Origin of the sequence: Pantoea stewartii subsp. stewartii, from assembly GCF_008801695.1 — a bacterium.
Classification (GTDB): domain Bacteria; phylum Pseudomonadota; class Gammaproteobacteria; order Enterobacterales; family Enterobacteriaceae; genus Pantoea; species Pantoea stewartii.
Genome location: NZ_VZPF01000003.1, coordinates 1 through 15914 on the forward strand (window position 1 = coordinate 1; position 15914 = coordinate 15914).

At 53.0% G+C, this 15914-nt stretch carries 14 protein-coding genes and 2 pseudogenes; 9 read left to right on the top strand and 7 right to left on the bottom strand.

Annotation, left to right across the window (positions count from 1 at the left end):
* Positions 1-10: 10 nt before the first annotated feature.
* Complete coding sequence (gene tnpA, locus F7Q90_RS01080) at positions 11-640, bottom strand: IS66-like element accessory protein TnpA (RefSeq protein WP_044241253.1); 630 nt, start codon at positions 638-640, stop codon at positions 11-13.
* 78 nt (positions 641-718) lie between these two features.
* Positions 719-1603 (bottom strand): annotated as a pseudogene (locus F7Q90_RS01085) (cache domain-containing protein); the annotation flags it as partial.
* A gap of 523 nt (positions 1604-2126) precedes the next feature.
* On the opposite strand from F7Q90_RS01085, the gene ddlA reads away from it, so the two are divergent.
* Positions 2127-3224, top strand: coding sequence for a D-alanine--D-alanine ligase (gene ddlA, locus F7Q90_RS01090; RefSeq protein ID WP_044241568.1), 1098 nt, complete (start codon positions 2127-2129; stop codon positions 3222-3224).
* A 19-nt stretch (positions 3225-3243) separates the two neighbouring features.
* On the opposite strand, the gene F7Q90_RS01095 is transcribed toward ddlA, so the two are convergent.
* The 4 genes from F7Q90_RS01095 to F7Q90_RS01110 all read right to left on the bottom strand — a co-directional run bounded on the left by F7Q90_RS01095 (position 3244) and on the right by F7Q90_RS01110 (position 8423).
* Complete coding sequence (locus tag F7Q90_RS01095; protein ID WP_006118230.1) at positions 3244-4674, bottom strand: GGDEF domain-containing protein; 1431 nt, start codon at positions 4672-4674, stop codon at positions 3244-3246.
* A gap of 263 nt (positions 4675-4937) precedes the next feature.
* The gene (locus F7Q90_RS01100; RefSeq protein ID WP_006118229.1) at positions 4938-6413 is read right to left on the bottom strand and encodes a SulP family inorganic anion transporter; all 1476 of its coding nucleotides are present in this window, start codon (positions 6411-6413) and stop codon (positions 4938-4940) included.
* Positions 6410-7042 (bottom strand): carbonic anhydrase, encoded by a 633-nt coding sequence (locus F7Q90_RS01105; protein WP_006118228.1) that lies wholly within the window; start codon positions 7040-7042, stop codon positions 6410-6412. The genes F7Q90_RS01100 and F7Q90_RS01105 overlap by 4 nt, the downstream gene beginning before the upstream one ends.
* Before the next feature lie 571 nt (positions 7043-7613).
* Entirely contained in the window at positions 7614-8423 is an 810-nt protein-coding gene (locus F7Q90_RS01110; RefSeq protein WP_006118227.1) for a 5'-nucleotidase, lipoprotein e(P4) family, read from the bottom strand.
* A 311-nt stretch (positions 8424-8734) separates the two neighbouring features.
* On the opposite strand from F7Q90_RS01110, the gene F7Q90_RS01115 reads away from it, so the two are divergent.
* Complete coding sequence (locus F7Q90_RS01115; RefSeq protein ID WP_006118226.1) at positions 8735-10279, top strand: methyl-accepting chemotaxis protein; 1545 nt, start codon at positions 8735-8737, stop codon at positions 10277-10279.
* A gap of 90 nt (positions 10280-10369) precedes the next feature.
* On the opposite strand, the gene F7Q90_RS01120 is transcribed toward F7Q90_RS01115, so the two are convergent.
* The gene (locus tag F7Q90_RS01120) at positions 10370-10954 is read right to left on the bottom strand and encodes a phage repressor protein CI (RefSeq protein ID WP_006118225.1); all 585 of its coding nucleotides are present in this window, start codon (positions 10952-10954) and stop codon (positions 10370-10372) included.
* Positions 10955-11380: 426 nt separating this feature from the next.
* On the opposite strand from F7Q90_RS01120, the gene F7Q90_RS01125 reads away from it, so the two are divergent.
* From F7Q90_RS01125 to F7Q90_RS01150, 7 genes and pseudogenes are all read left to right on the top strand, one after another.
* Positions 11381-11749: a hypothetical protein gene (locus F7Q90_RS01125; protein ID WP_006118224.1), complete on the top strand. Its 369-nt coding sequence runs from the start codon at positions 11381-11383 to the stop codon at positions 11747-11749.
* A 66-nt stretch (positions 11750-11815) separates the two neighbouring features.
* Positions 11816-12034: a DUF2732 family protein gene (locus F7Q90_RS01130; RefSeq protein ID WP_006118223.1), complete on the top strand. Its 219-nt coding sequence runs from the start codon at positions 11816-11818 to the stop codon at positions 12032-12034.
* The gene (locus F7Q90_RS01135) at positions 12034-12261 is read left to right on the top strand and encodes a TraR/DksA C4-type zinc finger protein (protein ID WP_006118222.1); all 228 of its coding nucleotides are present in this window, start codon (positions 12034-12036) and stop codon (positions 12259-12261) included. Before F7Q90_RS01130 ends, F7Q90_RS01135 begins: the two co-directional genes overlap by 1 nt.
* Positions 12258-14114, top strand: a pseudogene (locus F7Q90_RS01140) (replication endonuclease); the annotation flags it as partial. The gene F7Q90_RS01135 and the pseudogene F7Q90_RS01140, both read left to right, overlap by 4 nt.
* 90 nt (positions 14115-14204) lie before the next feature.
* A complete protein-coding gene (locus F7Q90_RS26550; protein ID WP_006118219.1) occupies positions 14205-14558 on the top strand; it encodes a hypothetical protein in 354 nt (117 codons plus the stop codon).
* Between the two features lie 37 nt (positions 14559-14595).
* Positions 14596-15576, top strand: coding sequence for a phage integrase (locus F7Q90_RS01145; RefSeq protein ID WP_006118218.1), 981 nt, complete (start codon positions 14596-14598; stop codon positions 15574-15576).
* On the top strand, positions 15573-15875 hold the full coding sequence (locus tag F7Q90_RS01150; protein ID WP_006118217.1) for a hypothetical protein: 303 nt from the start codon (positions 15573-15575) through the stop codon (positions 15873-15875). Before F7Q90_RS01145 ends, F7Q90_RS01150 begins: the two co-directional genes overlap by 4 nt.
* The last annotated feature ends 39 nt before the right edge of the window (positions 15876-15914 follow it).

Sequence of the window (15914 nt, forward strand, 5' to 3'; positions counted from 1 at the left end):
GGAAGTGATATCACCGCGAACTCCCCTGCATTTCCCGGATAAGCATCTGAAGCAGCTCTGGCGTCAGCTTTCCGCTGATACGAAGCGTGCCGGCGGGCAGAACCAGCTCACAGCAGGGGGCATCGTCGCTCTGAACGGACGGTGGATGAGGCTGTCCGGGGCCTGATTCAGCAGCGAGCGTCACGGGCAACATGACCGGCGCATCTGTCCGCGCAGCCAGCAGCCCCTGCTGATAAAGTCGCCGCCAGTTGAACAGGAGATTATCGTTAATGTTATTTTCGCGGGCAAGCTGTGCCACGCTGACGCCGGGCTGCATCGACTGCTCCACCATGGCGATTTTGAAGTCGCGGGGGAAGTTGGGGCGTCGTGGTCGTTTGCGGGCGACAGGGATTTCACAGGGAGCAGGGACGACGGGAAGAACGGACGATTTTCGGGATGCCTGTTGGTAAAGGCGCTTATCCAGAATTTTGGCGTTGATTCGTGGCGGCAAAGGCCAGGAGAGACCGGCCTTCCTGAAGCGAACAAAGAGATCGCAGGCCGTGGTTTTGGGGATACCCAGCCTGCGCCCGGCCTCAATACGCGGCAGCTTTTCATCAAAATGGAGGCGAAGCGCCTCAAGGAGCCATGTCCGGTGTTTCACGCGATAGTGTCCATTAAAAAATGATGGACACTATTTTCCCGGAACCGGAGCCCGCTGCACAGACGGTTTAAATGTGACGCTTACAGTCAGGACGATGATGATCAGAATAAACCAGAAGGCATTTCTGGCCGTATGCATCATCAGGCCATTTACCGTTTCTGATGTACCGGACATAAAGATATTCCAGTCCGTTTTTTGCAGGCTGGCGTAACCGATAAGGTACTTTTTGCCCGCGTCCTGAACCATAAACTGGCCGCTCATCGTGGCCGCCAGGCGTTTCTGTAACGGCTGACTTAACGCCATGCGCGTCCCGACACGCGTCGGATCCTGACTGAAAATAATCGTGCCATCATCACTGACAATACTGACCGATGTGCCATCACCGTAATAATGCTGGCTCAGGATGTCACTCAACATACTCTGTTTTTTCAGGTAAATCGTTCCCCCAATAAAGCCGAGATAATGACCGTCATGCGCAAACAGGGGATGCGAGATAAAGACCACATAGTTGCCCGAGGGTGAGATAAAAGGCGAAGAAATAAACGGTTTTTGTAGCTTATTCGCCTGTTCCGTTTCAGCGGTGTCCACCTTAACACCCAGCAGAGACAGGCTTTCAGGCGAGAGGGAGGCGATAATGGAATGGTTATCCAGCACGACTACCGAGTTGAAAAAACCTGACTGTTGTAACAGGCGCGTAGTTTCGCGATGTAACAGCTGAACGTTATTCAGGTCAGCGATCTGATCGGCGCTCCAGGCCAGTTCACGTTGGGCAATGGCAAGATAGTGATCGGTGGTGTCCGCCAGCTTACGGGCATAGGCAATATTGCTGTCCAGCAGCGACTCTTCAATATTACTTTTTTGAAAAAGAAACAGCGCGCCCAGCAGCAAGCCGGAAGTCACAATGACACTTCCTATCGATAACGCGGTGAGTAACGTTCGAAGATGGATTTTTCTGCGATACATAACGGGATGTGCTGAGAATAAATTATGCAGATAGTAAACGCTAATCAGCCAGACAAAGGGCAGAATAAACGTCACTTTTGTTCTCTACAGTACTGAATGAGTGGCGGAATTCATCCGCAGGCAACAAGCGACACTTTTTTACCTGTGTGCAGATTCTCACCGTGTTGAGGCGTCATCTGAACCGGCATCAATCATAGTGGCCCCGCACGCAATACCGCTATAAGAGTAGTTAATTATTTTGCCTTAAACAAAATCAGCCAGTTATTCGATGACAGATTTTTTTGAATATACGTCAGTTCGTTAACCCCGTGTTGAGGAGTACGCTGAAGGAAATTCAGGCGCTACTCCTTGCGAGGTAATGAAGCGTCGCAACCGGTCTGAATCGCGTGTCTGCTCTTTTCTCTCCGACCTTGCCCGGCGTGCTGATCACGACGCACAACAGAAGGCGCTCACGTTCGTCCGGCTGTTTTTTATGACAATGCGCATGCTATGGTAGTGATTTGCGTTTATGTGGATACCTTTGATTAAAAAACAGCGGGTTGGCATCGTCTTTGGCGGGAAATCTTCAGAACATGAAGTGTCGTTGCAGTCAGCAAAAAATATCGTTGATGCCATTGATAAGACCCGGTTTGAGGTCGTGCTATTGGGTATCGACAAACAAGGGCAATGGCACCTCAATGACGCCTCCAGCTTCCTGCTGAATGCAGAAAATCCGTCACTGATTGCCCTCAATCGCACGGCAAAACAGATTGCCCTGATTCCCGGCGAACCTGAGCAGCCACTCATTGCCCGTGACGATGCGCATTCCCTGTCACAGCTGGATGTCATTTTTCCGGTGGTTCACGGTACGCAAGGCGAAGATGGCGCGTTGCAGGGGTTACTGCGCATGGCGTCGCTGCCCTTTGTCGGGTCGGATGTGCTGGGGTCGGCGGTCAGCATGGACAAGGATTTCACCAAGCGCCTGTTACGCGATGCCGGCTTACAGGTTGCCCCCTGGCTGAGCGTCACGTCTTCACAACTGAACCAACTGGACACCGAAGCCGTCATCGCCCGCTTCGGCCTGCCGCTGTTTGTTAAGCCTGCCAATCAGGGCTCTTCGGTAGGCGTAAGTAAAGTGACCCATGCCGCAGCGCTCCTGCCCGCGCTGGAAATGGCGTTTACGTTCGATCGTAAGGCCCTGATTGAAAAAGCCATTAAAGGCCGGGAGATCGAATGTGCGGTGCTGGGTAACGAAGAGCCACAGGCCAGCCCGTGTGGCGAAGTGGTGGTGAAAGAAGGCTTCTATTCCTACGACACAAAGTACATCAGCGAAACCGGCGCACAAACAGTGATTCCTGCCGCCATCCCACCGGACGTCGATGCGGCGATTCGCCAGGTAGCGATTAAGGCATTTACCACACTGGAATGCTTTGGCATGGCGCGTGTCGACGTGTTTTATACCGAGGAAGGCGAAATCGTGATCAACGAAGTGAATACACTACCCGGTTTCACCAATATCAGCATGTATCCCAAACTGTGGCAGGCGGCGGGCCTGAGCTATCAGGACCTGATTACCCGACTGATTGAACTGACTATCGCACGCCATCAACAGAGCGCCCTGCTGAAAACCAGTATTCATTAATGTGCGTCCAGCGACCTGCTCAGGCAACGTCGCTGGTCATTTCATTATGGGCTTTGCCCGGCGATGTCTGATTGCGGCCATTTCGCTTGGAAATATAGAGATTTTTGTCGGCTGCGGAGATCAGGTTGTTAATCGTCTCAGCCCAGGCCGTACCCGGTTGGGCTTCGCCGTTTGCCAGGCCCAGGCTCACCGTGACCGTGACCGTGACGGCATTGCCCTGCAGCACAAATTTCTCGCGGACAATGCTCTGCCGAATCCCCTCCGCCAGCGAATAGATTTTCTCTGGAGACAGATCGAACTGCACCACCACAAATTCTTCTCCGCCAAAACGGCAAATGTGCCCTTTGCTGCCAACCAGCGGCGAAATGCGGCGGGCAATCTCTTCCAGCACGCTGTCGCCCGCATCATGGCCGAAATTGTCGTTGACTGATTTAAAGTAATCCACATCCAGCAGGATCACGCCGACCTGACGTTGCGCATAGCTGGGCTCGTTACGCAGTCTTTCATACAGGCCGGAGCGTGATAATAACTGGGTAAGAAAATCGTAATCGGCGCGCAGAGCCAGCCGCTCATTGAGCTGACGGATAGCATCCACGCTGACCGCCACAATCAGAGGACTGATGGCAAGCGTAGCCACGCCCAGTCGCGCTGACGTCAGATGACTGATGGGCAGCAGGCTTGAATCGCCCTGGATATGCATGACGCCATGGGAAACCAAAATGATCTGGCTGATGCCGGTTATCAGTGTCACCAGGCTGGTGAGCGGGATGGGCAAGACAATGGCGCACCAGATTAACGCCGGCACCGGCAGCGTCAGGCTGCCTGCGCCGCCCATTAAGGCACCCGTCGTTAAGGACAGCCCCACGGCGATAAGCGGCAGAATCGTCCCCACCTTTACCCGTAGCCCTGAGAACATCACGCGCCAGTTTGGGGTCAACAGAAACGGCAACAGCATTAAGCCGGTCGAAAACTGTTCGCTGAACCAGTTCATCCAGGCATCGGCGAACACGGCATTGACACTGCCTACCTGTGCCAGTGCGCCCCAGGTGGCGCAACCGAACGCCGCCAGCAGGCAGGCGGGGAAGATCCGTAAGGCATTCGAGATGCGTTCACTGCTGGAATCATGCTGATACTGTTTTCCCATCACTAGTACGCATATCAGGATAAACAGAATATTGGCGACATTGAGCGTAAATGCCGGTAACGTCCAGCCCGAAAAGACCGTATCGTTAAATACCATCGCACAAAAGCAAATAAGATAAAAACGGGTTCGGTGAAGGAAGGGATAACGCAGCATCATACCGGCAATAAACACGTTTACCGGCCAGAACAGGGATAAATCGTGGGGAATGCGCAGATGACCGCCAACGAAACAAAACATCAGCGTAATCATAAACAGCCAGAAGGCACTCTTTTTAGCATTATGCTCTTCAAACAGCTTAGCGCGCATACGTCCGGACCTTGTCACAAAGAGGCTCACTATCTCGCCGCCCACAAAGTATGTGGCGTTATCATCATCATTAAAGCCTGATTCGTGTCTGCGCCATTCAGAGAAAAACAACAGTAAACAGGCGAACGTCAGGGTATTGAAACAGGTTACCGGTAACGAATGGGCTGGCAGACATCCCTGCCTATTATTTCTTACAAATAAAAAAATCGGATATCCGAGATATCCGATTTTTCTGCTGTAAATTCCAGAATACCGATGTCTGGTTATTTCACCGCCACCGGCCACTGACTCAGACGTATGTTTCGTTTATCAGCATTTTCACCAAAATCTTTCAACACGGCTTTTACATCCGGATCGATGTATTCTGCATTATCGTTATCAACAATTACCACGCTATTTTCGGGAATTTTTTCCAGCAGGCCCTGAAGTTTAGGGTTGTGTAAAAACGTCAAATTTTGCTGAAAACGCAGCACATAGTGGTCGTCATAGCGCGTAAGCTGCAAGGCGTTGCGATGACTCTTGTAGATGCTGTAGATAATTTGAGTGGCAATACCTATGCCGATTCCCACCAGCATTCCCAACGTGATAATTCCGATAATCGTCGCCAGGAACGGGACGTACTGCTGTGCGCCCATACGAAACTGTTCGATAAACAGTCGCGGTGCAGCCAGCTTATAACCGGTATAGAGCAGGACCGCAGCCAGACTGGCAAGCGGAATGGCATTCAGCATCTCACTAAACCACATACCGCAAATCAGCAACATCACACCATGAAGCAAAATGGACAATTTGGTTTGTGCGCCTGCGTTGACGTTTGCTGAGCTGCGAACAATAACCGCCGTGATAGGCATTGCACCCAAGAAGCCCGCCGTTATGTTACCAATGCCCTGAGCAAACATTTCTCTGTTGGGCGATGGCGCAGGATTTTGCGGACGTAGCTTTTTCAGGGCTTCCTGGCTCAGGAGCGTTTCCAGACTGGCCACCAGCGCCAGCGTCACCGCGACAACCCACACCTGCGGATTTTGCCAGGCCATCCAGTCCGGCGTTTCAAGTTCGGCTATCATCGCCGAAACGCTGTCAAAAGCGGGCAGTGAAATACGCGGTAAGGCGTCGGTGAGTGACGGGAACAGTCGCGCCCCCAATACTGTCACCCCACAGCCAAACAGAACCGCAAAGAGCGGACCCGGGATCCAGGCTATCGCCTTGATGCGCTTGATGGGGCCGGTTGTCCACGCAAACAAAATGAACAAGCCCACCAACGACACCAACAGCGCCGAGAGCGAAAAGGTCATTTCACCGTTTACCAGCGACACCAGTTTTACGCTGCCGCCGGCTCCTAGCGCCACCGGTATTTGCTGCATGATCAGCAGCAGGCCAATCGCCGCCAGCATACCTTTAATCACGCTACCGGGCACGAGTGCAATAAAACGGCCAGCGCGCAGCAGACCAAACAGGCACTGTAAAAGCCCGGCGATGATCAGCGCAGTGAGAAACGCGGAAAAACTTCCCAGCGTGGCCATCGAGGCGACCACGATAGTGACCAGTCCTGCCGCAGGACCGCTGACGGCGAAGCGTGACGGACTGAGTGATGTCACGATTATCCCGCCAATCACACCGGTCAGTAAGCCGGCAAAAGGCGGTAAACCGCTGGCCTGAGCAATACCGAGGCAGAGCGGGAGTGCGACCAGAAACACAACCAGCCCTGCCGGCACATCGCGGCGTAACGTATCCAGATTCATGGTGAAGACTCCTCTGCAGATTGCTGAATCAACTCTTTAAGATGACCCGATTGCAGGTCGTAAACACAGCCAAACACATCCAGTTCCTGACCAGATTGCCAGGCCTGACGGACAGGGTCGGAAGCCACCAGCCTGGCAAACTGCACCCGCACGTTTGCCTCTACCAGACGGTTCAGTTTCTCACCCTCTGTTTCCTGCGCCGTCGGGTCGCCAAGATGGCTTGCCAGGCCGTCGCGCAAACAGGTAATACGACGCGCCAGTGCAGAATCCTCCGTCGCTAACGGACTGCCAGGCAGATTCAGAGCCGCCTGAACGCCGCCGCAACCATAATGACCGCTTAATACAATGCGCTTCACGCCAAGAAAGAAGACGGCATATTGCAGAACACTCAGCAGGTTGTCGTCTTCCGCCACGACCATATTGGCGATATTACGATGAACAAACAGCTCGCCAGGATGGGAACCCGTTAACACCTCCTCCGGTACCCGACTGTCTGAGCAGCCAATCCATAATGAATGCGGTTTTTGCTGATAGAGCGATTTTTCAAAATAGGCGGGGTTACGTTGGCGGCGCTGTAAGGCCCAACTGCGATTTTTCGCTAATAAGGGTTTAAGTGTCGTCACAATCATCTTCTCTTAACTACCGGGAATATCATTTCCAGGCGAACCACGGAGTGAACCCGCTCACCTTATTTGGCCGAGGGGCTAATGAAACCTGAACTCCATCACATTAAAAGGTTATAGCCGCTTATCATTTTCAATGCACCCGGAATATTACACGCGCCAAAATACTGCCTACCTGTGTAAGACTTTATTCAACTAACGTCATCAAAACGTAAATAAGATTAAGAGGTCACACCACCAAATTTTGCAGTTATTTTAATTTTATTCATTTAAAATCAGGCACATAAAATTCACGTCATGATTTATAAATTGACAAATAAATACAAAACTTTCATAGCGAACTAAGTAATTAAAATAACAGCGACGCCACAGACCAGGATTAGTCTTAAATGCATAATTTATGAATAGCACGATTAACCGCCTTTATTTAATGCAGGCAGTGAATCCGTCTTAATGAAGGGGTAAATTAAAGCGAGAGATAGTTAATTTAATTTGCGTGAAAATAGTGACGGATGTAAGTAAATATTTGAGCCAACGTGAAGGCGCCCGCCCAGTGCAGGCGCTTCATATTGACATTTTATTTACCGTTCCAGGCGTTGAGGCGCGCCTCACGAACGGAAAGCTGTTGTTGTGGTGTCAGCTTATTGTAATTTTCCGCCATGCCGCTTTCCCAGTCGCCATACAATGGATTGGGTAAAACAATAAATTGCGTACCGAAAAGCGCGTGATTATTGTCGACAAATGCCCGACGCTGCGCGTTACCCTGATGCCAGGTTGCGCCGCCAAAATCATTCAGGTTGTCACCGATATATAAAACGACATTGTAGCCCGCATTTTTAATGGCATCGAAACGCGCCTGCTTGTTTGAGGAGTCGGTTTTCAGGCTGACCGTTTTCTCACTGACTCCGCTGAAGCCAAGCTGCTGCAGGTTGGCCACCGTGGCGGCATAGTCTTTTTGATCGCGATTGGAAACGTAAAAAACGGTGCCGCCATGGCTGTTGACGTAGCGGGCGAATTCCACCGCGCCGGGAACCGCTTTTGCCTGCCGCGCCTGTGTCCAGGCTGACCAGGTTTTGTCGCTGAAAGGCTGGCCATTCTTCACCTGCCACGCGCTATAGGCACTGTTGTCCAGCATAGTTTCATCTAAATCGACAATGACCGCTTTAGGCTTGCCCGCCAGCGAAGCCGATTGATCAAAGGCCAGACGGGCGCTGTTGAATGCCTGCCAGCAGAGGGCCTGATATTCGCCGGACTGCTGGAACCAGTTCAGGGCCAGGACCGTTTGTTGCCCCAGTTGCTGCTGTGCCTGCTGTCGGGCAGGTTGCGCGCAACCTGCCAGTGCCAGCGCAACCACCGCCGACAGCGCGAAATTCACTGAATGTTTCATCGTTTTATCGGCTTTGTTGAATAAATGGATTTTATGCTGTGGTACTATGAAAACGGTTGTTTCAGATAACATAAAATCAATGCATTACATGCTTGCGTATGACGGTGTTCTGTCTGGCATCAGCGTTTTCTACCAAAACAGTGCAGACAAAACAGAATGATTACCTATTATTCAACAAAGCCATTATTTTTATTAAAAATTCATAATTATCAATGAGTTGTTATTTTTTTTATTGCGGGCTTATTAATTTTTACTGTGGATTTTACTTTTTTAACCGATACCTGTTTTTCACCATAAGCAGGGAGTCCATAATGAAAATTTCAACGCGCCTGACGATGAGTTTTGGCCTTTTAATTACGCTGTTTATTATCTGTACCTCAGTGGCCTATACCGGTATGAATAATGCCCGTAACGGCATGGATGAAGCCGTAAATGTCAAAATGAAGAAATACCGTGTGGGGATGGACATGTACGGTGGGTTACGTGACATGGCCGTCATTGTGCGTAACCTTGCCCTGATTACGGATCCCGACCAAATGCAGCGAGAGTGGCAACGTATTGTCACGCAAAAAGCGAGCTATATAGAGAACCGTGAGCGTCTGGCTGCAATGGTTGCCAGAGATTCAACGCCAAAGGCCAGAGAGGCCTTTGATAAGATAGTAAGTAGCGAGGGCCCGGTGCTGGCGGCGCTGGAACATGCCGGCCAGCTTGGCTTACAAAACAAGCAGCAGGACGCGACGTCTTATCTGATAAAAACGGTTCGGCCATTGCAAGGGCAATTACTTGAGTCGCTGAAAGAGATGACCAGGCTGCAAATGGAAGACAGTGAAAAGTCCGTTGAAATCACCAGTCAAAATGTGCGCCGGGCCACGCTGATTCTGTTGATTCTTGCCTCTCTGTCGGTGGTCGTTTCCGTCGCAGCGGGGTATATGATTATACGCGTGCTGATGCGTCAGCTCGGTGGTGAACCTGCTCAGGCGCAGGCATTATCTGCGGCGATTGCCGGCGGCAATTTAACCGCACCGGTCACCTTGCGTGCCAACGATTCAACCAGTCTGCTCGCCTCTCTGGCGAATATGCAGACCAGTTTGCGTCGTCTGGTTAGCCAAATCAAAGAGACCGCCGGATCGGTCGCCTCGGCATCCGATGAAATCGCTCAGGGCAATACTGAGCTGTCATCACGTACTGAACAGCAGGCTGCCGCCCTACAGGAAACGGCGGCCAGTATGGAACAGCTCACCGCCACGGTGAAGAGCAATACGGCCAGTGCACAACACACGGCTACCGTTGCCCGCGAGGCTGCAACCCTGGCGCGCAGCGGCGAGTCCGAAGTGCAGCGGATGTCTCATACCATGAATGACATCGCCCTGAGCGCGACAAAAGTACGCGACATCACAGGCGTGATTGAAAGTATTGCATTTCAGACCAATATCCTGGCGTTAAATGCGGCGGTTGAGGCAGCGCGGGCGGGCGAGGGTGGGCGCGGTTTTGCCGTCGTCGCTGGCGAGGTCAGAATCCTGGCACAGCGTAGCGCCACTGCCGCAAAAGAGATCAAGGAACTGATTGAACATGCGGTGGAACAGGTGGATAGCGGCGTTCATGTCGCCGCCGGGACCGGAGAAAGTATTCTGAAGGTCGTTGGCATGGTCAATGCACTGGCGGGCGCGATGGATGAAATATCAATGGCTTCGTCAGAGCAGATGCAGGGGATCTCGCAGGTCAGCGTTGCCGTCAGTCAGATGGATGGGGTCACCCAGAATAACGCGGCGCTGGTTGAAGAATCCTCATCCGCCTCGCACTCCCTGTCAGAGCAGGCGCACGCCTTACGCGGCATGGTTGAAGCATTTCAGGTTTGATCGCTTAGCAGGGGCGGTAACGCCCCTTTTTTATATCACAGAGTCTGGCTTCCCCAGCCTCACGACAGGACATCCCCGCGATCAGGCCTGTCACTGAATGGTCAGTACAACCCGGCCAATCAGTTTGATGTCATCAATCCCACAATCAAAGGCCACGCCAATCCCGCTGACGTGGACTTTCCTGACCGGAATACGCGTCAGCGTTCTGACGCTGGCTGTGCCTTCGATTTCGACCAACCAGACGCCGTCATGCATATCTTCGAAGTCAGTATCGATGATGTATTGCGTGGTTTCGGCCAACAGTAAAAAAGCGTTGCGCGGTTCCTGCTTCAGGGGCGCATATAAGGCTTTATCCAGCATCACATAACCCGCATCTTCGATTTTTCCGCTGATTAGTTTTTTTCTAATCAGTGTCGGTGTGTCAGGTTTGCTTTCTGAGAACTTGCTTCCTTTACCCGTAATCAACCATTGCAAGTCCGCCCCCGTTTCCATAACGCACTGCAAAACGATATCTGACGGAAAAACATCACGTTTATAGCGTGCAGACAGGCTGCTTGCGGCAATTCCAAGGTGATCTGCAAGCTGCATTTTCATGGTAAAGCCATAGGCATCGACAACGCGATCCAGAGCTTCAGCGCTCGAGTTCGGAAATTTGAAATTAGTATAAACGCTCATTTTCATTGGCACTTAGATTTAGTCTAAGTATCCTCCGGTTTTAGTTAGCCTTTGGTTGATGCAGCAGCAGGCGGCTTTATCAGATAACGAAAGATTTTGCCTGATGAGGCCCATTTTTACAATCGTCATGCCGGAACCTTATCGCGTCGCTCACCTGTCTGCGTGTAACGGTCAGCACCGGTGAGATAAGGCAACAAGGGCGATTGTGTCGGTAAGCGCCGCGATTGCACGCAAGATGTGAGTGAAAGTGGTTTAACGCCTTGTCGTGCTGACACTGAGGCCAGTTTTATTACCGTTTCGCTTAATGCTTAACAAAAGCCAGCGATGAGACAGGCGCGAATCCGTCATCAGGTACAGACACCATGATGTCAGTGACGGTGGCGACTGGTCAGTCAAACCCGATGCAAACTTTATCGGAGGAAAACAATGAGTCGCACCGTCCAGATAAAAAGCCCGCTATCCGCTTCGCATGCTGAAGCGCGTTTTGACAACGGCAGCAGCGAAAAGATGACCTTTGATGAATTTCGTCAGCGCTGGCGCTTGCTGCGCGACCGCAACCGTAACCCTGCGTTGCGGTACTTCAATCACCAAAATGACGATTTCAAATTCTGTGTTTTAACGCTGGTCAATCGTGACTGGCCCGGCAGTTTCAGGCAGGAAGATATTGGCAAACCTTTCGAGTGTTTCGATCAGTTACGTCGTGAACGCATCATCAAGGCGATGAACAAGCTGGCGCGCTGGGGAAAGATATTGCCGCGACAGTTCTCAACGGCGGACTGCTTTTTGCCTGAATAAACCACCTAATCGTAACGCAATGACGTAAACCCGTCGGGCATGACTTTGCCCAAAATCTGGAGAGAAATGATGAACAGCGAAACCCATTCACTGAATGACGCCACAACCTTTACCCTCAACAAACTGCTTGATAACGAAAGAAAAGCCTGCGCACTGGCGGTCGCCAGACGGCTGAATGTTATGGCGGCGCATATTACGCGTCAGACATTAAACGGCATTGAGGCTGCGGAACTGCTGCGCAACGAAGCTGAACGTTATGAAAACGAATCAGGAGCGCTGCGCTGATGGCCGATACCATTGATGTCGCGCAGCAGCGCAGCGAAGAAATCCTGGCGCACAATATTGCCCAGGTCACGCAACGGCCCGTGGCAATCAGCGCTTCGTTTTGTGAAGAGTGTGATGCACCGATTCCCGAGGCGCGCCGTCGCGCCGTTCAGGGTGTCACCCGCTGCCTGTCCTGTCAGGAAGTCTGCGAGTTACGCACACGTCTTCACCACGGACAGGCGCGATGATGATTTTTGCTTACCCGTGGAATGCCCCCCGGCTGGCGATTGCCAGCCCGTATCCCACTTATGACCAGCAGCAACACCGCGATCGCCTGATTGCGGCGTGGCTGCATGGGCAGAAAACCCTTAATGGCCCAGGCCAGGATGGTGCAACTGGACGTCCGGCGTCGCATGGCGTTACTTGAAAAGCAACAGGGCACAGCCCGGGCTAATGCGTACTTAGCAAAAACCTTTATTGAGCGTACATTACCGCGTGTTGAGTCAGTCAACCAGCGCTACCAGTTGCATGCCATGCGTCCCGGCATCGTGGCGCAGCTATCCCGAACGCTGTCGTGCCCGCAAGGTGCAGCCAGAGCGGCCGGCACATTGTGGGAACTGATGAAGCGGTTTAACCGCCTGCCGGATATGTCCCGTGCTGATGTTGATTTACTCGCGGGCGATATTGCCAGCTTTATTCATGCAGAACTGGTGCAGTTGCATGCCAGCATCAGTGACAGGACGGATTACCGTTATGTCCATCACCTTTACACAACCGCGGCTATCATCACCCGTGAGCTGGGACAAACGCCACCGCTCTGGGAAACAGTCAGTACTCGCTTCTTCTGTCCCGACGATGTTACCGCCGCCATCCTGCGTATGCAGGCAGAGAAATGGTGGAAAGGACAGTTGCGTCGTCTCAGCGCCTTCTGGCGAGAACATCTGCATATTGCCTTAGCCAACGTCAGCAAAAAGCGGTCACCTTATGCCAGTCCGATGGCGGTCGCGGAATGGCGGGAACAGCGTCGACGCACTCGTGACTTCCTGCAGAGTATGGATCTGGAAGATGAGGAGGGGAACCGAATCAGCCTGATCGAAAAATATGACGGCAGTGTGGCCAATCCAGCCATTCGTCGTGCGGAACTCATGACACGCATTCGTGGCTTTGAAACCCTTTGTCAAAATATGGGCTTCCGGGCGGAGTTTTATACTTTAACCGCCCCCTCTCGCTATCACGCCACCTTGCAAACGGGCCACCGCAATGCGAAATGGAACGGGGCCAGCCCGGCGGACACGCAGCGCTATCTTTGCACGCTCTGGCAGCGAGTCCGTGCCAAACTGCATCGAAATAACATCAGTATTTTTGGTCTGCGCGTTGCTGAGCCTCATCACGATGGTACACCGCACTGGCACATGCTGATGTTTATGCGCCCTGAGGACGTCAGTCGGGTAAGTGAGATCCTGCGTGATTATGCCTGCCAGCAGGACAGCGATGAGCTGAACAGCGCCCGCGCACGCAAAGCGCGTTTTCATGCGGAAGCCATTGATCCAGCAAAAGGCAGCGCGACAGGCTATATCGCTAAATACGTAGCAAAAAACATTGATGGCTATGCGCTCGAAGGCGAGCGGGATCATGAAAGCGGAAAGCCGCTGAAGGAAACGGCGATGGCCGTCTCGGCCTGGGCGGCCCGCTGGCGTATCCGCCAGTTTCAGTTTATTGGCGGTGCACCCGTCACGGTTTATCGCGAACTGCGCCGCCTGGCTGATCTGCAAAGCGCTCATGGTGCGGGCGAGGCGTTTGCTGCCGTACATGCTGCGGCTGATGCCGGTCAATGGGCTGCGTACACCGATGCCCAGGGCGGCCCCTTCGTTAAACGTGACGCACTTACCGTGCGTGTCTGGTATCAGCCCGATGAAAATTGTAATGCCTTTGGCGAGGAAACGCAGTCGATTAAAGGCGTTTATGCCACGGCGACAGGGCCCGGTGCGCCCGTGTTGACCCGGCTGAAAACATGGAAAGTTGTGCCTAAACGCGCTGAAGAAGAGGGCGGCCAAAAACCGCAGCCGGCGTTGCGGCCCCTTGGACTCGTGGCAATAACTGTCCGCCTGATGAAAAAACAACCCACAGCCTGCCCGACTGGAGCACCCTGTCGCCACATCAGCGCAGGCAGTTAAGGCAGAAACTTCACCGCATGCCGCCGCCAGATTTTGGCAGGCCAAAAGATGACCCGGAACGCCCGGGTAACAGGCCGTCTGAACTGCCCGTTTCAGAGACGCAGATGGCAATGCTGCGCTCCGCTATCAGGAAAATGTGTGAACTTAACGCAGTGATCTACAGCGACAGGCTGGCCGTGCTGCTGATTCGCGGTGAAGGCATTCGCCTGGGCACGTACCGGCAAATGAAGATACGAAACGGCAATGAACTGGTGATTGTGCCAGCTGAAAGGTGCTGCCCATGGTGCGGAGTTGTTGTTGATGCGTGCAATCCAGTTCAGGGGCGCGGATGTTACCGCTGCACCGCGGCGGAAGATGATGAGTGGCTTTGATGCCGCCCTGATGACGGTCTTATCAAAGGAGAACTTTATGGGGATTATCAAGCAGGAAGACGGTCGCTATCTTGTCGATCTTCGCCCAAAAGGCATAAGCGGCAGGCGAATAAGGCGTATTTTTCAGCGCAAATCTGAGGCCGTCGCTTTTCAGCGTCACGTTCAGGCGCACGCAGAAAGCCTGGAATGGGCAGGGGGCCCGTCAGACCGCCGCCTGCTGTCTGGCCTGCTGGATGCATGGTGGCTCCTGCACGGTCAGACTATGGAGAACGGCGCGACTGAACGTCGCCACCTGCAAAAAACGGTGCGGCATCTGGGCAACCTGCCGGTGAACCGGTTAAACAGAAAAATGCTCGCCGCGCATCGCAGTGATCGGCTTGCTGCCGGGATAAGTGCTGCAACCATCAACCGTGATTTATATCGCCTGTCGGGGGTGTTCAGTACACTGATTCGCCTGGGTGAGTTGCGGTGCGGGAATCCCTGTAAAGGCCTCACCCCCTTGCAGGAGCGGCCGCCTGCGATGACTTATCTTTCCAGGCAGGAAATAGCAGCACTTCTTCAAACGATGAACGGTGACGATCGCCGGGTGGCTCTGCTGTGTCTCAGCACAGGTGCGCGCTGGAGTGAGGCGAGCACACTTCATGCCGGGCAGGTTATTAACGGCCGGGTGACGTTTCTTAAAACCAAAAACGGGAAGAAGAGAACGGTGCCGGTATCGCCAGCCGTTGAGCGGGAGATCAAAACCTGCGAAAGCGGCCCGCTATTTAGCGTGGACTATGAGCGTTTTTGCAGGAAGCTCAGGGAAGTGAAGCCGGATCTCCCGCGCGGTCAGGCAACGCATGTGCTGCGGCACACGTTCGCCAGCTGGTTCATGATGAATGGCGGAAATATCCTGGCGCTACAGCGCATCATGGGGCATGCCTCTGTCCGGCAGACGATGGCCTACGCTCACCTCGCGCCGGACTTTTTACAGGAAGCCATAACACTGAACCCAGTTGCACAGGAGGTGGGACCGTGAGCATTGCCTGGCTGGAAGATGGTCGCTATCGGGTTGATGTGCGACCGCGCGGCCGCAACGGTAAGCGGTTCTGCAAAATCTTTGACCGCAAGGCTGACGCATATGTTTCGCAGCGCGGCATGATGGCGCGTCACTTTTTCCGGTGCACGTCAGTGCACAAAATCGCAAGTAAAATTTATCTGCTGAGTTGCCCGCCGCGCCAGAGCTGGCGCGGTATCGCTACATTTGAAAGCTGCACAATTTCATGCATAAACCGCGTGCGGGTGTGGTGGGGGACACGCGCCCGTTACGGGGGCTGAATGGCAGGTTTTAGCTTGCGCCAGAATGCGCGCTTCTAC